Raw genomic sequence first — 20,208 nt, 5'->3', positions numbered from 1 at the left:
GTTATACGAGCGTTTGCGCCGCCCTCATCGCCCTGCCAGGCACTTCTCCTCGTATAGTGATGGGGAGAAGGTGCCGGCAGGCGGATGAGGGGCGGCGCAAACTTCAATCCTTTGCCGCGCAAGCCCGAGGTCTCTCAGATGGGGCTACAGCTTGCCGTTGCGCTGCTGGACCATCATGAAGGTGTCGTAATTGTATTCGGCCACCTGCGCCCAGAGATAGTGCTCTTTGCGGAAGCCCTTGATCGATTCCCAGATCTTCTTGAACGGGGCGTTGGAGGCTTCCATTTCGGCATAGACCTCGTTGGCTTTTTCGAAACAGGCCGCCATGATCTCCTGGCTGAACGGGCGCAGTTTCGCGCCGCCGGCCACCAGCCGCTTCACCGCCGCAGGGTTCAAATAATCGTATTTCTGCAGCATGTTGGCGTCGGCGGCTTGTGCCGCTGTGCGCAGAAGCGACTTGTAAGTCGGCGAAAGCTCGTCGTATTTCGCCTTGTTGAACATCAGGTGGACGGTCGGGCCACCTTCCCACCAGCCGGGATAGTAGTAATAGGGCGCGACCTTGTAGAAGCCGAGCTTCTCGTCGTCATAGGGCCCAACCCATTCGGCGGCGTCGATGGTGCCTTTTTCGAGCGCCGGATAGATGTCGCCGCCGGCGATCTGCTGCGGCACGACGCCGAGCCTCTGCACCACCTTGCCGGCAAAACCGCCGATGCGCATCTTGAGGCCGGAAAGGTCGGCCACCGTTTTGATTTCCTTGCGGAACCAGCCGCCCATCTGCACGCCGGTGTTGCCCCCCGGCAGGCCGAAAAGGCCCTGCGTGGCGAGAAACTCGTTGAACAGGTCGATGCCGCCGCCATGGTAATGCCAGGCATTCATGCCGCGCGCGTTGAGCGAGAAGGGAACCGCCGCACCGAGTGCCCATGTTGGGTCCTTGCCCCAGTAATAATATGCCACCGTGTGGCAGGCTTCGACCGTGCCGGCAGTGGTGGCGTCGGCGGCCTGGAGGCCCGGCACCAGTTCGCCGGCGGCGAAGACCTGGACCTGGAAATTGCCGTCGGTGGCTTCCGACAGCATCTTCGAGAACACCTCGGCGCCGCCATAGATGGTGTCGAGGGACTTCGGGAAGGACGACGCCAGCCGCCACGTCACCTTTGGATTGGACTGAGCTATTGCGGGCGCCGCCAGAGTGGCCGCAGCCGCCGCGGCGCCGACGCCTGTGACACCAGCCTTGCGAATGAATGAACGACGATCCATGCAGTTCCTCCCTTTTGGATCAAAAGACCGACGTTCGGGGATATCCTCGATTTCCGTGTCGGTTCGTTCGAGACAATACACGGGCAAGAAGTCGAGTCCAGCACGGCGGCCCGATTTGACGGCGAAGCCCAGCCGCCCTGCAACTATAGTCTAACGGGCCGTTTCTTGGCCTATGTGACACGTTGAAACTTGGCATGGAAAAATCCCCAGGGATCGCCTATTTTGGAGGCAGGAATCCCTTGCTCAGATGGAACACAGAGCCAAAATGCATCAGCCGCTCGTCGCCATATCAACCGACGTCCGTCAGTTCGACAACTACACCTGGCATGCCGTCCCGCAGCAATATCTGGAAGCGGCGATCACCGGCGCCGGCGTGTTCCCGGTGCTTGTGCCGTCGTTTGGTGACCGGCTCGACTTCGACGAACTTCTGTCGTCGGTCGATGGCGTGATGGTCACCGGCTCGAAATCCAATGTGCATCCTTCGCTTTATGGCGGCGACGCCAGCGAAGCCAACGGGCCCTATGACCCGGCGCGCGACGCCACGACGCTGCCGCTGATTCGCCGGGCGATCGAGCGCGGCGTGCCGCTGCTCGCGATCTGCCGCGGCATCCAGGAATTGAATGTGGCGCTCGGCGGCACGCTCGGCACCGAGATCCAGGAGCGCGAGGGTTCGCTCGACCACCGCGCCCCGGTGAGCGACAATCAGGACGAACGCTTCGGTATCCGGCAGACGGTGACGATCAAGCCCGGAAGCTGCCTGGCCGGTGTGTTCGGCGAGGGCGACATCATGGTCAATTCCGTACACCGCCAGGCGGTCGACCGGCTCGGCTCGAAGCTGCAGATCGAGGCCGTCGCCAACGACGGCACGGTCGAAGCGGTGTCGGTCAGGGATGCTCGCGCCTTCGCCGTCGGCGTCCAATGGCACCCTGAATATTGGGTCAAGTCGGACAGCAACTCGGCGAAAATATTCCGCGCCTTCGGCGATGCTGTTCGCCTGCACGCCGCGGCGAAAGCCGGAGCGCGCGCTGCGGCAGAATAATCAGTCGCCAGATTTAGAGTCACTGGTGGCCGCCAGCGACAGCAGCGGCAGCGCCGGGGCGTAAGATTCGTAGCCATTGCCGTCGGCAGCCGCGAATGTGACGATCGGATCGACACCGTTGGCGCTGAAGGCGACCGTGCCGTCGTCTTGCTCTCGCCAGAACTTCGCCTGCTCTATGCCCGGCAAGAGTTTGCGGCAGATCGGGGCGACGGCAAGCAGGGACAAGCCATCCGAGATTTCGGTCCCGCGACTGACCGCACACGCCGCCTCGTCGCCATTGGCGACCAACCTGTAGCTGTTGAACGGCGCGACTTCGTCGGCGGCACTTTCACTGCTGCCACCGTGAAACAGCTGAATGCCGCCAAACAGGGCTGCGGCAGCGATCAATGCGGAAAGCGCTTTCATCGTTCTTCATCCACGCGCACGGACAGGATAAAGAATGATTCCTGAGGGTTAAGCTGACGTTAATAAACGCGGCAACTGCAGCTCAGCCACGAGCCCTGACTCCGACCGTCTCCGGCACCGGCGTCAGCGGGCGGCGCTCGGTGAACCAGGACACCAGATTGTCTACGCACAGGTCCGCCATGGCACGGCGGGTGTGATCCGAGGCCGAGCCGACATGCGGCAACAGCGAGGTGTTTGGCGCGTCGAGCAACGCCTTGGGCACGTTCGGTTCGTCGGCAAAGACATCGAGGCCGGCAGCGGCGATGATGCCGTTGGCGAGTGCTGCCGCAAGCGCGGGCTCATCGACCGTGCTGCCGCGGCCGATGTTGACGAAGACCCCGCTGGGGCCAAGCGCCGACAGGATTTCGGCATTGACCGCCTTCTCCGTCGAGGCTCCGCCAGGCGCTACCGAAATCAGTGTGTCGACGGATTCGGCAAGGCCTTTCAGCGTCGGATGGTACTGGTAGGAAAGCCCTTCGACGCGACGCCGATTGTGGTAGGAAACCGGCAGGCCGAAAGCTTCGAGCCGCCGGGCGATAGCTTGTCCGATGCGGCCCATGCCGAAAATACCCACACTGCGCCCGCGCAAGGTCAGCCGGCTCAGCGGATAGTTGCCGTTGCGCATCCAACTGCCATCGCGCAGCCAGGTTTCGGCTCGCGGCAGGTCGCGGACAGTGTTGATCAGCAGCCCGATGGCAGTGTCGGCAACTTCCTCGGTCAGCACGTCGGGCGTGTTGGTGACCATGACGTTCTTCGCCGCCGCATGGCCGACATCGACCGAATCATAGCCGACGCCGAAGGAAGCGATGAGTTCCAGATTGGGCAGTGCATCCATCATCGCCGCGTTGATGCCGGCGAACGAAGCGATGCCCCGCACGTTGCTGCGCATCTCGTCGGTGACCAGGGACGGATCGGCACGTTCGATTGTGACACGCCTGAATGTGCGGTCGATGCGGTCGACCGCATGATCGTTGAAATCGCCCGGCACCAGGATGGTGACGGTTTGCAGTTGTTCGGCCTTGGTCATCCACGCTCCACCGGCTTGCCGGTCGACTGACGTACATGCAGTTCCGGTTTGATCAATTCCTGCGAGGGCCGCACCATCTGCCCGTTGAGCTTGTCGAGCAGGGCGCTGGCGGCGCGGCGGCCAACCTCGCGCTGGCCATTCCAGACGGTGGTGAGTGCCGGCGTCGCAATCGCCGCCTCTTCGAGATCGTCATAGCCGGTGACGGAGATGTCCAGGCCAGGCACGAGGCCGGCACGCGCGATGCCGTTCATGAGCCCGATGGCGACAAGGTCGTTCCAGCAGCAGGCCGCCGTCGGTCTGTCCTTCAGCGCCAGGAATTGCCCGGCGGCTTCGAAACCGGCCTGTTTGGTGCGCGGGCCGGCGATGCGCCAGGACGGCCTGACTTCAAGCCCGGCCGCCTCCATGGCGTTGACATAGCCCTGGTAGCGGTCGCGGCCGGTCGAGGTCTGGTCGGTGCCGCCGATCATGGCGATGCGCTTGTGGCCGAGCGAGATCAAATGGTTGGTGGCGAGCCCGGTGCCATAAGCATCGTCGCCGCGGAAGACCGGCACGTCGGCGCCCTCGACGGTGCGCGCGATCAGCACCGCCGGCAGACCGTTCTCCTCGGCCATCACGATATCGGAAGCGGGTGTGCCGATGGCCGGCGACATGATGACGCCGTCGGCGCCGAGTTGCAAAAGCGTGTCGATGAAAGTGCGCTGCTTTTCAAGCTGATCGTAGTGGTTGGACAGGATGAAGGTCTGCCGGCTGCGGTCGAGCTCGCTTTCAATCGAGCGCAGGATTTCGGCGAAGAACGGGTTCATGATGTCGTGGACGACGACGCCGACAATGCCCGAACGCGAGGTGCGCAGGCTGGCGGCGCGGCGGTTGTAGATATAGCCGATGGCGCGAGCGTGTTCCTTGATGCGGTCGCGCGTGATTCCGGCAACCAGAGGGCTGTCGCGCAGCGCCAGCGAGACCGTGGCCGTGGACACGCCGAGCGCGTCCGCGATCGTCGAAAGCTTGATTTTTTGTGCCAGCGCTCTGCGCTCCCCGACCGACCTGAGTTCTTGACCTAAACAGTTTAAAGGCGGCGTTATGCCACCGATCGAGGGCAAATCAAAGTTTTTTTGCTGCCGGCTGCCGGCAAGCCAATTGTCGCCCGCTGCGGCGCCAAGGCCGGCTGGCAAAACAAGAGCAGCCGGCAGGCTTTGGTCGATGCCTTTGAGGCTAGGCGTGCATGCGGGCGCCCTTGGTGATCTTGTCGACCAGCTTCTTGTCGGCGCGAAGCGCTATGCCGACCACCTTGGCGTCTTCAGGCGAGAATTCGGCGAAGACGGCGCGGTTGGCCGCGTCAAAGCCAGTCGAAAACATCTCCTCGACATAGAGCGAAGTCGTCACGCCGCGCTCCAGCGTGCGCCCGTGGATCCTGCCAAGCGTTGCCTGGTCGGCCGACAGCACGATGACCGGCTGGATCGATAGCGGGTTGTAGAGATTGCCGGTCCGGTCGCGATAGGGCTCGCCTATGATGTCGGGAAATTGCGCGACGATGCCACTGGTCAGGAAGGCGGTGACGTTGAGTTTCTGCCAGACCGGCAAATCCTGCCTGAGCACGATTGCAAATTTCGTATCGAACATGAGAGATAGACCATTCGAGGTTGCGCCCCGATTTCGGGACTGAAGGAGACGATGTCTCACGATCTAGACAGCCAGGCCTTTAGGGGTCTTGGACGTTTGTGCGTCGATGCGGCGGAAGACTGCATTATCTCCGCCCCCGACCCCGCCGGGATGGAGCGGATCGAGGCGCGCTTCCGCGGCAGCGCCTTCGACCTGCATCGCCACGACACCTATGCGATCGGCGTGACGCTGCACGGGGTACAGACGTTTCGCTATCTCGGCGCAACGCGTCACAGCCTGCCCGGCCAGATCATCGTGCTGCATCCCGACGAGCTGCATGACGGCGGCGCCGGCACGGAGGACGGCCTTCGCTACCGGATGCTTTACCTGGAGCCGTCGCTGATGCTCGATTGCCTTGGCGGCGCGTCGCTGCCGTTTGTCAGGGACGGCGTGGTGACGGACGCCGCCTTTTGCGCGACGCTGCTTTCGGCACTGGGGCCGCTGGAGCAGGAACTCGACGAGTTGTTCGTCGACGACTTCCTCGCGCAGTTGATGCAAAGCCTGACCCGGCATGCCGGCCAGCCGGCAAAGCCGATGGCCAGGACGGCGTGGCGGGCGGCTGCACTGGCGCGCGACTATCTCTCGGAAAACCTGACCCGGCCGGTGCGTTCCAGCGAGTTGGAAGCGGTCACCGGGCTCGACCGCTATGCCCTTTCACGGCATTTTCGAGCCGCCTTCTCGACCAGCCCGCATCGCTTTCTGGTGATGCGCCGGCTTCAGCGCGCGCGGCGGATGATCGCCGCCGGCGAGCCATTGGCGCAGATCGCGGTCGAAGCCGGCTTCAGCGACCAAAGCCATTTCATCAGGCAATTCAAGAAGGCGTTCGGCATGACGCCTGGACGCTGGTCGTCGCTTATCCAAGGCTCTACAGCGGCCGCTTGAACGCCTGCCGCCTGGAGCAATTCCAGGAAAAGTGTGACACGGTTTTCCGTCCGGAATTGCGTCAAAACAAAGAGTTGGAGCGGTTCGCCGTTTCCCGTGGAAAGGTGGAATGCTCTAACGCACGATCAGTCGTCCGTCTCGGCGTCGTCGTCGAGCAGCACCAGTTCTTCGTTCGAGAGGTTGGCCTCGATGCGGGCGAGCAGCTTGAACAGCGTCTTCTGGTCCTTCTTGTCGAGGCCTTTCAGCGCCTGCTTTTCCGTCTTCTTCACCGACTTCTCGATAGCGTGAATGATGTCGCGCCCGCTATCGGTGAGGAAGATATGCGCCTGGCGCGCATCGGCCTCGGAGGCGCGTTTATCCAGGAATCCTTGGGCCTGCAAGCGGTTGATGGTCTTCGTGATGGTCGGCGGCCGCACGCCGAGACGCCCTGCAAGATTGCCGGGCGTCTGGCCATCCTCGCGGTCGAGCGCCAGCATGATCTGGTCCTGGCCGGCATAGAAGCCGTGCGCCAGAAGCCGTGCCGCCAGCGCAGTTCTTGCCAGCCTTGCCGCCGAATGCAGCCGGCTCATTGTCGCAGTCTTGTCCGCCTTGGCCATGGTCATCCCTCTTCGGCCGTACCGGTGCGGGCAGCATAGAGGCAGCCGGCCGGTTGGCAATGACGATCAAAAAGATTTCCGGCGCTTCAAACAGCTTTGCCGGCAAGCATTGTGGTGTCCGCGGTGGCTAATGCCAGATGTTTATTTCAGTTAGATGACAAACGAGTTTTCGCGGCCGGAGTTTTCGTTACGGGCAAGGCGCGTGAGCGAATGTCGCTCAGCCAGGCTTCACCGCGACGATCATCAGCGCCTGATAGGCATCCTCCACCTCGCGCAGTGCCGCCTGCGACAGCGGTCCGGCCTGCCTGGCGATGCCGTCACTGGCGTTCGAGGTGTCGCGCTTGCCGGGCCGGTCATTGTAGGGCGCGACCGTGGTGAATATCTGCTCGCTGAGACTGTCGGGGAAAAACAACTGGCCGGTCATCACCGAACTGTCGTCGGGGAAGACCTTGAAATGGATATGGGTGGTGCGGCCGCGATACCAGCCGGGATAGATAGTGGCAAAGGAAACGATGCCCATTGCGTCGGTCTTCTGCCAGCCGCGCAGGAAGGTCTGGCCCGACGTGTCGACGTCCCTGCCGTCACCTTGTCCCGGATAGCCCGAATAGGCACCTTGCGCGTCGCAATGCCAGATGTCGACACGTGCGCCGGCAAGCGGCCGGCAGGCCGCGTCGACGACCTGCAACCGGACATCAAGGGCTATGCCCTTCTTGCCTTCGGTGACATCGGCACGTTCGAGTTTCGGGTCGAAATAGAACGGTCCCTCGGTCACTTCAGGTGTAATGGCGCAGACACCGGCGCCGCTCTCGAAAAGGGCCAGTCCGGCATAGGGCGAGGCCTGGGTAACCGAAGATTGGGCGGCCATTGCCGCGGCCGGTAGGAAGACACCACCGCCAGCGGTAACCGCGATCAAGCCGAGCGCCTTGCGCCTGTTCAATGAGAAGGAGGATGGCTTGCCGGACATATCGTGCCTCTCGAATTGGCCTCCCTATCCTGATCTAGGCAGTCATAGCGGCTCTCGCCAATGGAAATTCGGTAATGTCGGCAAGCCGGTTTGGCCCATCGGTTTGCCTCGTGCAAAAGGCCGGCGCACATCCTATATGGAGCCGACAATCTCATTTCGATCGCCGTATCTTTCGCGGCCCAGATAGTTCGAGGCAACCCATGAGCGACGCACAGACGCAGATTCCCGTAACCGTTCTCACCGGCTATCTCGGCGCCGGCAAGACGACGCTGCTCAATCGCATCCTGTCGGAAAACCACGGCAAGCGCTACGCCGTCATCGTCAACGAGTTCGGCGAAATCGGCATCGACAACGACCTGATCGTGGAATCCGACGAGGAGATCTACGAGATGAACAATGGCTGCGTCTGCTGCACGGTGCGCGGCGACCTGATTCGCGTCGTCGAGGGCCTGATGCGCCGGCCCGGCCGCTTCGATGCCATCGTCGTTGAAACCACCGGGCTCGCCGACCCGGTGCCGGTGGCGCAGACGTTCTTCATGGACGACGACGTGCGTTCCAAGACCAGGCTCGACGCGGTGGTGGCGCTGGTCGACGCAAAGCATCTGCCGCTGCGGCTCAAGGATTCCAGGGAAGCCGAGGACCAGATCGCCTTCGCCGACGTCGTCGTGCTCAACAAGACCGATCTCGTGACCCCCGAAGAGCTTGCCAAGGTCGAGGCGACGATCCGCGCCATCAATCCGGCGGCGAAGATCCACCGCACGGCGCGAGCCAGCGTCGACCTGTCCGAAGTGCTCGACCGCGGCGCCTTCGACCTGTCCAGGGCACTGGAAAACGATCCGCATTTCCTCGAGGCGCATGACGCTCACGACCATCATGACCACGATCATGACGGGCACGATCATCATGATCATGACGGGCACCATCATCACGCGCATGCTTCCGACATCCATGACGTGACCGTGCAGTCAGTTTCGCTGCGCGGCGGCGAGATGGACCCGAAGAAATTCTTCCCGTGGATCGAGAAGATCACCCAGATGGAAGGCCCCAACATCCTGCGGCTGAAGGGCATTATTGCGCTCAAGGGCGACGATGAACGCTATGTCATCCAGGGTGTGCACATGATCATCGAAGGCGACCACCAGCGTGCCTGGAAGGATGGCGAAAAGCATGAGAGCCGGCTTGTTTTCATCGGCCGCGAACTCGACGCCGAGAGGCTGAAGAAGAGTTTTGACGCCTGCCAGGCGGCCTGACCGTTACCAATGGCGCGTTTGCTCGATCTGGCCGATGATTTCCTGATCATCGGCGACATCATTCAACTTTCCGATAATTACGATGTCGGCCCCGGCTCTGGGACCGTCGATCTTATGGTGTTCGATCCTCAGGAGGATGAGGCCGGGCTTGGACTCATGGTGACGTCCGGCTACAAGGCGGGTCTGGTCTTCGCAGTGCTGCCGGAGGAAAGCCGGTTCGAGAAAAAACCTGGACTTTCGAAAGCCTGGTTGATCGAAAACTGGGACAAATGGTTCGTGTTCACCTATCAAGGCGGCCCGGTTCCGATCGAGGAAACCGTGATCCTGCGCTGGAACGAACGAATGACCGTTGAGACTTGCCATGCCGACCGTCGCCCCGCTTGATCTCGACGGACATTGCGTCGCCGCCGTCTTTCTCGGCGACGTGCCGCATTTCGCGATGGCCGATGGCGCCGTCCATCGGCTCGACCTTGGCCACAAGACGGTACAGGCCAATGACGGGCTGCTGGCCGCCTTCCATGATGCGGCCAACGACCGGCTGATCACCGGCGGCGAGGACGGCAAGGTGTTTGCCGTGAAGGCGGGCGGCGAGGCCACCGAGCTGACCAATGCCGGAAAGAAATGGATCACCAGCGTTGCTGCCGGGCCGCAAGGCGCCATCGCCTATGCGACGGGCAAGACCGCCTTCGTGCGCTTTGCCGACGGCAAGACCCGGGAATTCGTCCATCCGCGCTCGGTCGAGGGACTGGCCTTCTCGCCCAAGGGCATGCGTTTCGGCGTCGCTCGCTACAATGGCGCGACGCTGCATTTCCCGGCCGCCGAGGGAAAGCCGGTGGAACTCGAATGGGCCGGCGCCCACACCGGCATCATCTTCTCGCCCGATGGCGTGTTCCTGGTCACCACCATGCAGGAAAATGCATTGCATGGCTGGAAGCTCGCCGACGGCAAGCACATGCGCATGAGCGGTTATCCCGGCAAGGTCAAAAGCCTGTCGTGGAGCGTGAAGGGCAAGTGGCTGGCGAGTTCCGGCGCGCCGGCGGCGATCGTCTGGCCATTTTCAAGCAAGGATGGTCCCATGGGCAAGGCCCCGCTGGAGCTCGGCACGCGCGGCAATGCCATGGTGACATCAGTCGCCTGCCACCCGAGCCAGGACGTCGTCGCCGTCGGCTATGATGACGGCATGGTGATGGCGGTGCGCTTTGCAGACGCCAAGGAAGTGCTGTTGCGGCGGCCGGGCAAGGGCGCAATAACCTCGATGATGTGGGACAGGGAAGAGCGCCGTGTCGCCTTCGGCAGTGCCGCAGGCGACTGCGGCGTCATCGACATCACGGCTTAGTTTCGGATTTACTCAGCCCCGCACGACACCTTGCCCGTCAACTCAACAGTCTTGCCGTCCTCGTCCGTGTCAGCGGATTTGTCATAGACGGCGAGCGTGTACTGACCGTCATAGACGCCCTCGTCGCTGGTCTTGGTCAGGATCGTGAGTTCGACATAGTTGTAGGCATCTGCGAGCTGATGCTCGCGGTAGATGTTCAGCCGCAATTCCTTGCCGTCCAGCCAGTACTGGGTCAGATTGGGATCCTCGAACACGGTCTTGCGCAGGTCGTCGCCGACCGGCCTCGTCTTGATTTCGAGATCGCCGCGAAAGTTGAAGGTCGGGTCGCCCATGCCTCTGGTGACGCCGGCACCGACGTCGAATGCCACAGCATCATCGTCAACGTTGCACCAGATGCCACCTGAGGCGAAGGCCGCGCTGGCCGATAACAACAGCGTCGCCACACCGATAATCGCCCGCATTTCTGTCCCTCATGGTCGCTTGTATTGGCGCTGACATCGTCAACGGGGTCAAGCGGTGCCCATACCGGCTGAGCCAATGCAGGACAGATGCGCGGCCAATTGCGCTTGCGGACACCGATTGGCTAAGAGTGACGGACCAGAGGGGGGTTCATGCACAGCGACACGTCAAGGACATCAATCGGCGGCATCAGCCGCGACCGCATTGCCGAATTGCGCGAGACCGAAGGTGCGGCCTTCCGCAAGGCCCGGCCAAAGTCGCAAGCCAAGGTCGGCAACGGCCTGCCCGGCTTCTTCGGCGGCGTGCCGATGCACTGGATGAATGACTGGCCGACGCCGTTTCCGATCCTGGTCGACAGCGCCAAGGGCGCGACCATCACCGATATCGACGGTATCAGGCTCGACGATTTCTGCCTTGGCGACACCGGCTCGATGTTCGGCCATTCGCCGCCGCCGGTGGCGCGCGCCATCCGCCGCCAGGCTGGGCGCGGCCTGACCTATATGCTGCCTTCGGAAGACGCGATCGCCATCGGGCCGTTGCTACAACAGCGTTTCGGCCTGCCGTTCTGGCAGATCGCGACAACGGCGACCGACGCCAACCGCTTTGCATTGCGCGTCGCCCGCGCCGTTACAGGCCGTGAGAAGATCCTCGTCTTCAACGGCTGCTATCACGGCTCGGTCGACGAGACGATGGTGCGGCTTGTCGATGGTATCGTGGTCAATCGGCCGGGGCTGGCGGGCGAATTCCGCGACCTGACCCGCACCGCCAAGGTCATCGAGTTCAACGATGTTTCAGCACTCGAAGCCGCGCTCAAGGGCAAGGATGTCGCCTGCGTCATCGCCGAACCGGTGCTGACCAATTCCTGCATGGTGCTGGCCGATGCCGGTTTCCACGATGCGCTGCGCAGACTGACGCGTGAAGCCGGCACGCTGCTCTTGATCGACGAGACGCATACGATCTCGACCGGCCCGGGCGGCTACACCAGGAAATACGGGCTGGAGCCGGACTTCTTCGTTCTGGGCAAGCCGATTGCCGGCGGCGTGCCGGCCAGTGTGTGGGGCATGAGCGACGACGTCGCATCGCGCTACGCAGATTACAACAGGACCAAGGAGCCGGGCTATTCCGGCATGGGCACGACGCTCTCGGCCAACCCGCTGCAATTCGCGGCGATGCGCGCCACGCTCGAAGAGGTGATGACACAGGAAAATTATGACCGCATGGACCATCTGGCGCAGCGGCTGGATGCCGGGCTGACCGGCGTGATCGACCGCTACCGTCTGCCCTGGCATGTTTCGCGCGTCGGCGCGCGCGTCGAGTTCATCTGCGCGCCCGGCCCCTTGAGGAATGGCGCCGAGGCGGAGATAGCGCATGCGCCGGAACTGGAGGCAGCTATTCATGTCGCGCTGGTCAATCGCGGCGTGCTGATCGCACCCTTCCACAACATGATGCTGATCTCGCCGGCGACGTCAGGAGCCCAGGTCAACCGGCTGATCGCCGCCTTCGGCGCGGTTGCGGCAAAGCTTGCGGCATGAGACAAGCGGTGATGGACCACCCCAATGCCATGATGACCTCACCCTCGGGCTCGACGCCCACCGAGGCGCAAGCCTTTCTCGACGCCCATCCCGAGATCGAGGCTTTCGATATCGTGCTGACCGATGCCAATGGCGTCGGCCGCGGCAAGATCGTGCGCCGGCATGAGCTGAAAAGCATTTTTGAGGGCGGCCGCCATATGCCGATCTCGATCCTCGGCCTCGACATCACCGGCGAGGATGTGCATGAGACCGGGCTGATCTGGACGACCGGCGACGGCGACCTCAGGGCATGGCCGATCCCCGGCACGCTGGTGCCGCTCTACGGCACGAATCCGCCACGCGGCCAGTTGCTGATGGCCATGTACCAGCTCGACGGCCAGCCGATGTCATCGGATCCGCGCCTCGCGCTGGCACGACAGGTCGACATATTGGCAGCCAAGGGTCTCTATCCGGCCGGCGCCTTCGAACTCGAATTTTTTCTTCTTGCCAATGAGCGCGATGCCGACGGCAAGGTGCAGCCGGCGCGCGCCGTGCTCGACGGTCGTGTCTCAGGCAAGACCGAGGTCTATTCCGTCGATCACTTGCATGGCATGGAGCCGCTGTTTTCCGACATCTATGCCGCGGCCAAGGCACAAGGCATCCCGGCCGAGACGGTGATTTCCGAATATGCGCCGGGCCAATACGAACTGACGCTGAACTACCGCAAGGACGTGATGCGAGCGGCCGACGACCTCGTCATGCTGAAGCGGCTGGTCCGCGCGCAGGCGCGCCGCCACGGCGTCACCGCCTGTTTCATGGCCAAGCCGATCGAGAAATATGCCGGCTCCGGCATGCATTTCCATGTCTCGCTGCAGGACAGAGCGGGCCGAAACGTCTTTGCCGAAGCCGGCGGCGAGAGCTGGTCGCTGCCGCTGCTGCAGGGGCTCGGTGGCTTGATCCAGACGATGGCGGAATCGATGCTGGTGTTTGCGCCGCACGCCAATTCCTGGCGGCGATTCGTCTCGCAGTCCTATGCGCCGGTGGCGCCGACCTGGGGTGTGAACAACCGCTCGGTGGCGCTGCGCGTGCCGGCGGGCGACGCCAAGAACCGGCGCATCGAGCACAGGCCGTCCGGCGTCGACGCCAACCCCTATTTGATAGCCGCGACCGTGCTGGCAGCTATAGTCAAGGGGCTCGACGAAGGTCTCGATCCCGGTCCCGAAACCACCGGCAACGGCTACGAAGCGGCAGTCACGCGCACGACCATGCCCGTCGACTGGCGCGCCGCGATCGAAGCCGCGCGAGCATCCAGCTTCCTGAAGGGCGCGCTCGGAGAGGACCTGCACCGGACCTTCGTGGCGATCAAGCAGTCGGAATATCTGCGCGTGGCGCGCACGGTCAGCGAACTGGATTACCACCTCTATCTGCACGAGGTGTAAGGAAAGGAACCATCGCCGATCTCGTTCATTTCAATATCGAAATGGACGAGGCAAGATGATGGCGACCACGGGCCTTCCGCATGAGGCGAAGATCCCTGCCCGGCGTGTTTCTATTGCACGTGCGGAGCCGATAGCGGACGAAGCCAGCTCGATCACGAACCTGCGCGAGGCCGCAGAGGGCTGCCGTCGCTGCCCGCTTTGGCGTCATGCGACGCAGACCGTGTTCGGCGAAGGCCCGGACGATGCCAAGGTGATCTTCGTCGGCGAACAGCCGGGCGATCAGGAGGATCTCGCCGGCAAGCCTTTCGTCGGGCCTGCAGGCAGGGTGTTCGACGCCATCCTTGATGACGCCGGGGTTGACCGTCAGAAAGTTTACGTCACCAACGCGGTCAAGCACTTCAAATTCGAACCGCGCGGCAAGCGGCGCATCCATTCCAAGCCGAATGCCGGCGAGATTCAGGCCTGCCGCTGGTGGCTCGACCAGGAGTTCGAGCTGATCAAGCCAAACATCGCCGTGGCACTCGGCGCGACAGCGGCGACGTCGCTGCTGGGCAAGCCGATTCCGGTGATGAAGATGCGCGGCCAGGTGGTCGAACGCGAGGACGGTTTGCGCGTCTTTGTCACTATTCATCCCTCCCTCATCCTGCGCATTCGTGAGCCTGCGGACAAGCAAGCCGAACGAGGCCGGTTCCTGGACGATATGAGAAAGGTGAAGCGGCTGATGGCCGCCTGAGATCACCTGGTGCTGGGATTATCCGACGAGGATTGCCCTGAGATCGTTGACATTCGTACCGGTCGGGCCCGGCACGAAAAGATCGCCAACCGCGTTGAAGGCCGTCCAGGCATTGTTGCCGGCCAGCATAGCCTTGGCATCGACCCCGGCTGCCCGCATGCGCGACACCGTCGAACCGTCGGCAAAGGCGCCGGCATTGTCTTCCGAACCGTCGACACCGTCGGTGTCGGCGGCCAGTGCATGAATGCCTTCGACGCCGCTGATGCCGATGGCGAACGCGAGCAGGAATTCCGAATTGCGGCCGCCCTTGCCCTTGGCACGAAGTGTCACCGTTGTTTCGCCACCCGACAGGATCAGCACTGGCTTTGGAAATGGCCGGTTGCGGGTCGCCACTTCGCGGGCGATCGCTGCGTGGACGCCGCCGACCTCGCGCGCTTCGCCTTCGATCGAGTCGGAGAGGATGACGGCCTCGACGCCTTGCCGTTTCGCTTCCGCGGCCGCTGCCTCGAGCGATACGCCGGCAGAGGCGATCAGATGTACCTCGTTGCGCGAAAAACGTTCATCCTCAGGACTTGGCGCATCGGCGGCCGGCGAATTGATATGCGCCATCACCGAGGCCGGCAGTTTCATGCCATAGGCTGATATCGATGCCAGAGCGTCTGCGCGGCTGCCTTTATCCGGAACCGTCGGGCCGGAGGCGACCAGCGCCGGGTCGTCGCCGGGAATATCGGAAACGACCAGCGACACCACCTTGGCCGGATACGCCGCGGCGGCCAGCCTGCCACCCTTGATGGTCGAAAGGTGCTTGCGGATGGTGTTCATCGCTGCGATCGGCGCGCCGGAGGCGAGCAGCGCCTCGTTGACGGCGATCTCGTCGGCCAGCGTCAGGGTGGCGGCCGGCGACGGCAGGAGCGCCGAGCCGCCGCCCGAAATCAGCGCCACGACCAGGTCGTCCGCCGTCAACCCCTGGACCTTGGCGAGCAGGCGGCGCGAGGCTTCAAGCCCGGCTGCATCCGGCACCGGATGCGCGGCCTCGATGATCTCGATACGCTCGCATTTCGCGCCGTAGCCGTAGCGGGTGACGACCAGCCCTTCGATCGGACCGTTCCACATTTTCTCGAACGCCGCCGCCATCTGGGCCGAGCCTTTTCCCGCGCCAATGACGATGGTGCGACCCCTGGGCCTGGCCGGCAAGTGACCCCGGATGGTTCGTTCCGGATCGGCGGCGGCGACGGCCGCGTTGAAGATCGAGGTAAGGAACGATTTGGGGTCGAGCACGGTCATTCGGCTTCCCGAGGCAATGCCAGCCCGCGCTTGTCGACGCCCAAATGATCGCACAGGGCATCGACCACGACGCCGTGATCCTGGCGCTCCGGCAGTCCGGAGACGGCGATCACACCGATGACGCCGGCGCCCTTGACGGTCACCGGAAAACCACCGCCGGCCAGCACATAGTCCGAAATGTCGAGGCCCTCACCGATCTTGAAGGTGCGGTCGGGGCGCTGCTGTTCCAGCACCATGCGGTAGGTGCTTTTCAGGAATCGCCTGACGACATTGATCTTGCGACGCGCCCAATCGGGATTGGATGCGTTCGAGCCGGGCATCGCGGCATAGAACAGCGGCCGGTCGAAGGTCCTGATCTCGACGATGACAGGCAGGTTCTCGGCCAAAGCCCGTTTGCGGATGGCCGAGCCGATCTTGAACGCCACGGCCTCGTCGAAGACGGAGAAGACAAGGGTCTCTTCCTGTCTCTTGATCAGAGCGATGTCGTCAGCAACGGCCATTTTCTCTCTCCGAAAATCGTCACACGTCGTTTGTACGACAAGCTCCGCCCGGTCAAGCGCGCGTCGCGGCAGCCCCCTCATCCGGCCGCTTCGCGGCCACCTTCTCCCCGAGGGGAGAAGAGACGAGCACGGCCTCGGCTTCCTCCTCTCCCCTCGGGGAGAGGTCGGATTGCCCCGAATTCCCTTTGCAATTCGGTTGGCAATCCGGGTGAGGGGGTCTTACCCCGCGATCATATCGTTCTTGGCGGCCCGTCCGGCGACGTAGACCTCGCGTACGGCGCGGTCGTCGCCTAGCGTTTGCAGAAGGAACAATTCCTGCGCCAACGTCTCGACCGTTTCCATCCTGAGCCGCATCGCCGGCGTCGCCCTGGCATCCAGGACGACGATGTCGGCGTCGGTTCCTGCGTCCAGCGTGCCGATCTTTTCCGCCACCGACAGCGCTTCGGCATTGCCGCGCGTCAGCTGCCAGAAGGATTGGAATGGGTTCAGCTTCTCGCCGTTCAGCGCGATCACCTTGTAGCCCTCGTCCATGGTGCGCAGCATGGAATAGTTGGTGCCCCCGCCGACATCGGTGGCGGCGGCGATACGGATCGGCCTGTCGCGGCGGCGAAAGCGCTGATAGTCGAACAGGCCGGAACCAAGGAACAGGTTCGAGGTCGGACAGAACACCGCCACCGAACCCGAGGCCGAAAGCGCGTCCGCCTCGCGCTCCGACAAATGGATGCAATGGCCGAACAGGCTTTTTTTCCCCAACAGCCCATAGTGCTCGTAGACGTCGGTGTAGTCGCGCGACCACGGATAGAGTTCTTTCGTGAAGGCGATCTCGGCATGATTTTCCGACAGGTGCGTCTGCATGTGCAGGTCGGGGTATTCCCGGCACAGCGCGCCGGCCATCTCCATCTGCTCCGGCGACGAGGTGATGGCGAAGCGCGGCGTGATGGCATAAAGCTGCCGTCCCTTGCCGTGCCACTCGGCGATCAGCGCCTTTGTGTCGTCGTAGCCGGATTGCGGAGTGTCGAGCACGCCGTCTGGCGCATTGCGGTCCATCATAACCTTGCCGGCTATGTTGAGCATGTTGCGGTCATGCGACTCTGCAAAGAAGGCTTCGGCAGAAGCCTTATGCACCGAGCAGTAGGCGGCGACCGTCGTGGTGCCGTGGCGCACCACCTCGTCGAGGAATAGCCGCGCTATGCGCCGGCCGTGCTGGGCGTTGGAGAACTTCGTTTCTTCCGGAAAAGTGTAGGTGTTCAGCCAGTCGAGCAGTTCTGCGCCATAGGAAGCGATGATCTGCATCTGCGGAAAATGCGCATGCGCGTCGATGAAGCCCGGCAGCAGCAGATGCGGCCGATGATCTATTTTTTTCACCGCTTCGCCAGCCTGCTTTTCAACTTCGGCATAGGCACCGGTGGCAACGATCCTGCCGTCGCGGATCAGCAGACCGCCATCCTCCTCGTAGCGCCAGGCGGAGTGGTCGTCGATGGTTTGCGGCCAGCGCTCGAAGGACAGCGTGCGGCCACGCAGAAGTGTCGAAATCATGCTATTTCCCTGCGCCTTCGAACCAGGCCACCAGCAGCGCGCGTTCCTTGTCGGTGATCTGGCTAACGTTGGCGGGCGGCATGGCGTGGCTGCGGCCGGCCTGAAGATAGATCTCACGGGCGTGGTTGGCGATATCCGCATCGTTATCCAGCATCACGCCCTTCGGCGCATGATAGATGCCCTCGTAGGCCGGCTCCGCCGCATGGCACATCGAGCAGCGGCCGAGCACGGTGTCGCGCACGGCCGGGAAATGCACCGAAGCGACATAGACCTGCGCGGCGGCCGATTGCCTGGGTTCGCCGGTCAGCACCTTCGGCACGGTCGACAGCCAGATGATGATGATGAACAGGACAAGTGCTGCCATCCAGGTCCAGGTCGGGTTGCCCTTGCGGGCATGGACGCTGTTGAAATAGTGCCGGATCAGCACGCCGATGATGAACACCAGCGAGGCGATGACCCAGTTGAACTCAGTGCCGAACGCCAGGGGATAGTGGTTCGACAGCATCAGGAACAGCACCGGCAGCGTCAGATAATTGTTGTGGAGCGAACGCTGCTTGGCGATCTTGCCGTATTTAGGGTCGGGCTTGCGGCCTGCGATGAGGTCGGCGACGACGATCTTCTGGTTGGGGATGATGACCATGAAGACATTGGCCGACATGATCGTCGCGGTGATGGCGCCCAGATGCAGGAAGGCGGCGCGGCCGGTGAACAAATGCGTCAGCCCCCAGGCGATGAACACCAGCACGCAGTAGAGCACCAGCATCAGGCCGGTGTCGCTCTTGCCAAGCGGCGAGCGGCACAGGAGATCATAGACCACCCAGCCGACGCCGATGGTTGCCAGCGACAGCAGGATACCGACCGGCACTGACATCGGCAGCACGTTGGGATCGATCAGGAACAGATCAGCTCCGGCATAATAGACGACGCACAGCATGGCGAAACCGGACAGCCAGGTGGCGTAGGATTCCCATTTGAACCAGGTCAGGTGCTCGGGCATCTCGGCCGGCGCCACAAGGTATTTCTGGATGTGGTAGAAGCCGCCGCCATGCACCTGCCATTCCTCGCCGAAGGCACCGGCAGGCATGCCCGGCCGCTGGCGCAGGCCGAGATCGAGCGCGACGAAGTAGAACGACGAGCCGATCCAGGCGATGCCGGTGATGACATGCAGCCAGCGCACGGCGAAGCTCAGCCAGTCCCAGAAAATCGCGAAATCCATCATTGAAGTCGTCCCTGCCGATTGGGTGACTTTACGGGCTGGAGCGCAAACGAAAAGGGGCGAGGTGCACGATGACTTTCAAAAAAAAATGGAAAATACTAGGCTTATCGCTGCAAACCGGCGAAAGTGCTCCGCATGGCCTATCTCGACAACATCGCCGTCTTCGTCCGCGTCGTCGAACTCGGCAATCTGTCGGCCGCCGGGCGCGACATGCGCATTTCGCCGGCGGTGGCCTCCAACCGCATCAAGGAGTTGGAGAAACATCTTGGCGTGCGGCTTTTCAACCGCACCACGCGGCAATTGATGCCGACCGAACACGGCACGGTTTTTTATTCAGGTGCCAAGCAGGTGCTGGAGGCGATCACCGAGGCCGAAGCGGCTGTCTCGGCCCTTTCCGGCCAGCCCCGCGGTACCATCCGTGTCACGGCACCTTTGGGTCTCGGCCGCCGGCTGGTGGCTTCGGGCATACCCGATTTCCACGACAAATACCCTGATATCGAGGTGCGGCTCAGGCTTTCGGACCACAATGTCGACATCATGAAGGAGGGCATCGACGTCGCCTTCCGGCTCGGCATCATCGAGGATTCCAGCCTCAGAATGCGTGGCATCATGGAATGCGAGCGCGTGCTGGTGGCGGCGCCGAAATACCTAGAGGCGCGCGGCGAACCGTTGGAGCCACAGGAGCTGATCGGCAAGAAACACGACTGCCTGATGCTGCGCTACTCCGGCGCGCGCGAATATGTGTGGACGCTGCAGACACCCGCAGGCCCGCAGAAATTCGAAGTGCACGGGCCCTACGATACCGACGATGGCGACGTGCTGACCAGCTGGGCGCTGTCGGGGCGCGGCATTATCAACAAGCCGCGCTTCGAGGTCGAGCCGTTTATCCGCGACCAGCGCCTGAAAGTAATCCTGAGCAACACGCCGCCGACGCCGGTGCAGTTCGCAGCCGTTTATCCGCACAAGAAGCTGCAGGATCCAAAAGTGCGGCTCCTGCTCGACTTCATGGCCGAACGCTGCCAGCGGCTGATCAACGATCTCCTGGCCGGCAAGTGATGGCCTCGTGGCCCATCCGGGGCAGT

The 20,208-nt window shown here is 62.8% G+C and carries 21 protein-coding genes; 9 read left to right on the top strand and 12 right to left on the bottom strand.

Features of this window, described 5'->3' with window-relative positions; genetic code table 11:
• Positions 1-144: 144 nt before the first annotated feature.
• Positions 145-1,254, bottom strand: coding sequence for a TRAP transporter substrate-binding protein (locus NKI20_RS14560; protein ID WP_023761451.1), 1,110 nt, complete (start codon positions 1,252-1,254; stop codon positions 145-147).
• A gap of 265 nt (positions 1,255-1,519) precedes the next feature.
• Here NKI20_RS14560 and NKI20_RS14555 point away from each other — a divergent pair, with 265 nt between their 5' ends.
• A complete protein-coding gene (locus NKI20_RS14555) occupies positions 1,520-2,293 on the top strand; it encodes a gamma-glutamyl-gamma-aminobutyrate hydrolase family protein (RefSeq protein ID WP_023761450.1) in 774 nt (257 codons plus the stop codon).
• On the opposite strand, the gene NKI20_RS14550 is transcribed toward NKI20_RS14555, so the two are convergent.
• The 4 genes from NKI20_RS14550 to NKI20_RS14535 form a co-directional block, all read right to left on the bottom strand.
• Entirely contained in the window at positions 2,294-2,698 is a 405-nt protein-coding gene (locus NKI20_RS14550) for a hypothetical protein (RefSeq protein ID WP_352831461.1), read from the bottom strand.
• 82 nt (positions 2,699-2,780) lie between these two features.
• Complete coding sequence (locus tag NKI20_RS14545) at positions 2,781-3,764, bottom strand: 2-hydroxyacid dehydrogenase (RefSeq protein WP_352831460.1); 984 nt, start codon at positions 3,762-3,764, stop codon at positions 2,781-2,783.
• Positions 3,761-4,783 (bottom strand): LacI family DNA-binding transcriptional regulator, encoded by a 1,023-nt coding sequence (locus NKI20_RS14540; protein WP_352603352.1) that lies wholly within the window; start codon positions 4,781-4,783, stop codon positions 3,761-3,763. Before NKI20_RS14540 ends, NKI20_RS14545 begins: the two co-directional genes overlap by 4 nt.
• 190 nt (positions 4,784-4,973) lie before the next feature.
• On the bottom strand, positions 4,974-5,381 hold the full coding sequence (locus NKI20_RS14535) for a DUF2000 family protein (protein ID WP_352831458.1): 408 nt from the start codon (positions 5,379-5,381) through the stop codon (positions 4,974-4,976).
• A gap of 51 nt (positions 5,382-5,432) precedes the next feature.
• On the opposite strand from NKI20_RS14535, the gene NKI20_RS14530 reads away from it, so the two are divergent.
• On the top strand, positions 5,433-6,302 hold the full coding sequence (locus tag NKI20_RS14530; protein WP_352831456.1) for an AraC family transcriptional regulator: 870 nt from the start codon (positions 5,433-5,435) through the stop codon (positions 6,300-6,302).
• A 125-nt stretch (positions 6,303-6,427) separates the two neighbouring features.
• On the opposite strand, the gene NKI20_RS14525 is transcribed toward NKI20_RS14530, so the two are convergent.
• Both NKI20_RS14525 and NKI20_RS14520 read right to left on the bottom strand, forming a co-directional pair.
• The gene (locus NKI20_RS14525) at positions 6,428-6,898 is read right to left on the bottom strand and encodes a MarR family winged helix-turn-helix transcriptional regulator (RefSeq protein ID WP_352831454.1); all 471 of its coding nucleotides are present in this window, start codon (positions 6,896-6,898) and stop codon (positions 6,428-6,430) included.
• A 217-nt stretch (positions 6,899-7,115) separates the two neighbouring features.
• A complete protein-coding gene (locus NKI20_RS14520; protein WP_352831452.1) occupies positions 7,116-7,862 on the bottom strand; it encodes an intradiol ring-cleavage dioxygenase in 747 nt (248 codons plus the stop codon).
• A 200-nt stretch (positions 7,863-8,062) separates the two neighbouring features.
• On the opposite strand from NKI20_RS14520, the gene NKI20_RS14515 reads away from it, so the two are divergent.
• Genes NKI20_RS14515 through NKI20_RS14505 form a run of 3 tightly spaced genes read left to right on the top strand, consistent with a single transcriptional unit; the run spans position 8,063 to position 10,448 of the window.
• Positions 8,063-9,112, top strand: coding sequence for a CobW family GTP-binding protein (locus NKI20_RS14515; RefSeq protein ID WP_352603285.1), 1,050 nt, complete (start codon positions 8,063-8,065; stop codon positions 9,110-9,112).
• 18 nt (positions 9,113-9,130) lie between these two features.
• Positions 9,131-9,496, top strand: coding sequence for an Imm45 family immunity protein (imm45, locus tag NKI20_RS14510; protein WP_198032263.1), 366 nt, complete (start codon positions 9,131-9,133; stop codon positions 9,494-9,496).
• Positions 9,474-10,448 carry a WD40 repeat domain-containing protein gene (locus tag NKI20_RS14505; protein ID WP_352831449.1) on the top strand — a complete coding sequence of 325 codons (975 nt, stop codon included), beginning with the start codon at positions 9,474-9,476 and terminating at the stop codon, positions 10,446-10,448. Before imm45 ends, NKI20_RS14505 begins: the two co-directional genes overlap by 23 nt.
• 8 nt (positions 10,449-10,456) lie before the next feature.
• On the opposite strand, the gene NKI20_RS14500 is transcribed toward NKI20_RS14505, so the two are convergent.
• Positions 10,457-10,909 carry a hypothetical protein gene (locus NKI20_RS14500; RefSeq protein WP_352831447.1) on the bottom strand — a complete coding sequence of 151 codons (453 nt, stop codon included), beginning with the start codon at positions 10,907-10,909 and terminating at the stop codon, positions 10,457-10,459.
• A gap of 150 nt (positions 10,910-11,059) precedes the next feature.
• Between NKI20_RS14500 and NKI20_RS14495 the strand changes: the two genes are divergently transcribed.
• Genes NKI20_RS14495 through NKI20_RS14485 form a run of 3 tightly spaced genes read left to right on the top strand, consistent with a single transcriptional unit; the run spans position 11,060 to position 14,590 of the window.
• Positions 11,060-12,439, top strand: coding sequence for an aspartate aminotransferase family protein (locus tag NKI20_RS14495; RefSeq protein ID WP_352831445.1), 1,380 nt, complete (start codon positions 11,060-11,062; stop codon positions 12,437-12,439).
• A 32-nt stretch (positions 12,440-12,471) separates the two neighbouring features.
• Positions 12,472-13,857 (top strand): glutamine synthetase family protein, encoded by a 1,386-nt coding sequence (locus NKI20_RS14490; RefSeq protein ID WP_502898106.1) that lies wholly within the window; start codon positions 12,472-12,474, stop codon positions 13,855-13,857.
• Between the two features lie 58 nt (positions 13,858-13,915).
• Positions 13,916-14,590 (top strand): UdgX family uracil-DNA binding protein, encoded by a 675-nt coding sequence (locus tag NKI20_RS14485; RefSeq protein ID WP_352727353.1) that lies wholly within the window; start codon positions 13,916-13,918, stop codon positions 14,588-14,590.
• Between the two features lie 18 nt (positions 14,591-14,608).
• Here NKI20_RS14485 and NKI20_RS14480 read toward each other — a convergent pair whose 3' ends face one another.
• The 4 genes from NKI20_RS14480 to NKI20_RS14465 all read right to left on the bottom strand — a co-directional run bounded on the left by NKI20_RS14480 (position 14,609) and on the right by NKI20_RS14465 (position 19,129).
• A complete protein-coding gene (locus tag NKI20_RS14480; protein ID WP_352831441.1) occupies positions 14,609-15,874 on the bottom strand; it encodes a glycerate kinase type-2 family protein in 1,266 nt (421 codons plus the stop codon).
• The gene (locus NKI20_RS14475; protein ID WP_023761432.1) at positions 15,871-16,374 is read right to left on the bottom strand and encodes a heme-degrading domain-containing protein; all 504 of its coding nucleotides are present in this window, start codon (positions 16,372-16,374) and stop codon (positions 15,871-15,873) included. Before NKI20_RS14475 ends, NKI20_RS14480 begins: the two co-directional genes overlap by 4 nt.
• Positions 16,375-16,593: 219 nt before the next feature.
• The gene (guaD, locus tag NKI20_RS14470) at positions 16,594-17,910 is read right to left on the bottom strand and encodes a guanine deaminase (RefSeq protein WP_352831439.1); all 1,317 of its coding nucleotides are present in this window, start codon (positions 17,908-17,910) and stop codon (positions 16,594-16,596) included.
• Position 17,911: 1 nt separating this feature from the next.
• Positions 17,912-19,129 (bottom strand): urate hydroxylase PuuD, encoded by a 1,218-nt coding sequence (locus NKI20_RS14465; protein WP_023761431.1) that lies wholly within the window; start codon positions 19,127-19,129, stop codon positions 17,912-17,914.
• 132 nt (positions 19,130-19,261) lie between these two features.
• Between NKI20_RS14465 and NKI20_RS14460 the strand changes: the two genes are divergently transcribed.
• Positions 19,262-20,182 carry a LysR family transcriptional regulator gene (locus NKI20_RS14460; protein WP_023761430.1) on the top strand — a complete coding sequence of 307 codons (921 nt, stop codon included), beginning with the start codon at positions 19,262-19,264 and terminating at the stop codon, positions 20,180-20,182.
• The last annotated feature ends 26 nt before the right edge of the window (positions 20,183-20,208 follow it).

This window comes from Mesorhizobium sp. M0830 (genome assembly GCF_040319965.1).
Classification (GTDB): Bacteria; Pseudomonadota; Alphaproteobacteria; order Rhizobiales; family Rhizobiaceae; genus Mesorhizobium.
This window is presented reverse-complemented; position numbering and strand designations above follow the sequence as displayed.

Bases quoted from the DNA above. Each gene is read 5' to 3' on its own strand.
- NKI20_RS14485 (WP_352727353.1), top strand. From the start codon at position 13,916: ATGGCGACCACGGGCCTTCCGCATGAGGCGAAGATCCCTGCCCGGCGT.
- NKI20_RS14490 (WP_502898106.1), top strand. From the start codon at position 12,472: ATGACCTCACCCTCGGGCTCGACGCCCACCGAGGCGCAAGCCTTTCTC.
- NKI20_RS14500 (WP_352831447.1), bottom strand. From the start codon at position 10,909: ATGCGGGCGATTATCGGTGTGGCGACGCTGTTGTTATCGGCCAGCGCG.
- NKI20_RS14525 (WP_352831454.1), bottom strand. From the start codon at position 6,898: ATGGCCAAGGCGGACAAGACTGCGACAATGAGCCGGCTGCATTCGGCG.
- NKI20_RS14465 (WP_023761431.1), bottom strand. From the start codon at position 19,129: ATGATGGATTTCGCGATTTTCTGGGACTGGCTGAGCTTCGCCGTGCGC.
- NKI20_RS14505 (WP_352831449.1), top strand. From the start codon at position 9,474: ATGCCGACCGTCGCCCCGCTTGATCTCGACGGACATTGCGTCGCCGCC.
- NKI20_RS14475 (WP_023761432.1), bottom strand. From the start codon at position 16,374: ATGGCCGTTGCTGACGACATCGCTCTGATCAAGAGACAGGAAGAGACC.
- NKI20_RS14555 (WP_023761450.1), top strand. From the start codon at position 1,520: ATGCATCAGCCGCTCGTCGCCATATCAACCGACGTCCGTCAGTTCGAC.
- NKI20_RS14460 (WP_023761430.1), top strand. From the start codon at position 19,262: ATGGCCTATCTCGACAACATCGCCGTCTTCGTCCGCGTCGTCGAACTC.
- NKI20_RS14550 (WP_352831461.1), bottom strand. From the start codon at position 2,698: ATGAAAGCGCTTTCCGCATTGATCGCTGCCGCAGCCCTGTTTGGCGGC.
- NKI20_RS14535 (WP_352831458.1), bottom strand. From the start codon at position 5,381: ATGTTCGATACGAAATTTGCAATCGTGCTCAGGCAGGATTTGCCGGTC.
- NKI20_RS14495 (WP_352831445.1), top strand. From the start codon at position 11,060: ATGCACAGCGACACGTCAAGGACATCAATCGGCGGCATCAGCCGCGAC.
- NKI20_RS14545 (WP_352831460.1), bottom strand. From the start codon at position 3,764: ATGACCAAGGCCGAACAACTGCAAACCGTCACCATCCTGGTGCCGGGC.
- NKI20_RS14520 (WP_352831452.1), bottom strand. From the start codon at position 7,862: ATGTCCGGCAAGCCATCCTCCTTCTCATTGAACAGGCGCAAGGCGCTC.
- guaD (WP_352831439.1), bottom strand. From the start codon at position 17,910: ATGATTTCGACACTTCTGCGTGGCCGCACGCTGTCCTTCGAGCGCTGG.
- NKI20_RS14560 (WP_023761451.1), bottom strand. From the start codon at position 1,254: ATGGATCGTCGTTCATTCATTCGCAAGGCTGGTGTCACAGGCGTCGGC.
- NKI20_RS14480 (WP_352831441.1), bottom strand. From the start codon at position 15,874: ATGACCGTGCTCGACCCCAAATCGTTCCTTACCTCGATCTTCAACGCG.
- NKI20_RS14515 (WP_352603285.1), top strand. From the start codon at position 8,063: ATGAGCGACGCACAGACGCAGATTCCCGTAACCGTTCTCACCGGCTAT.
- NKI20_RS14530 (WP_352831456.1), top strand. From the start codon at position 5,433: ATGTCTCACGATCTAGACAGCCAGGCCTTTAGGGGTCTTGGACGTTTG.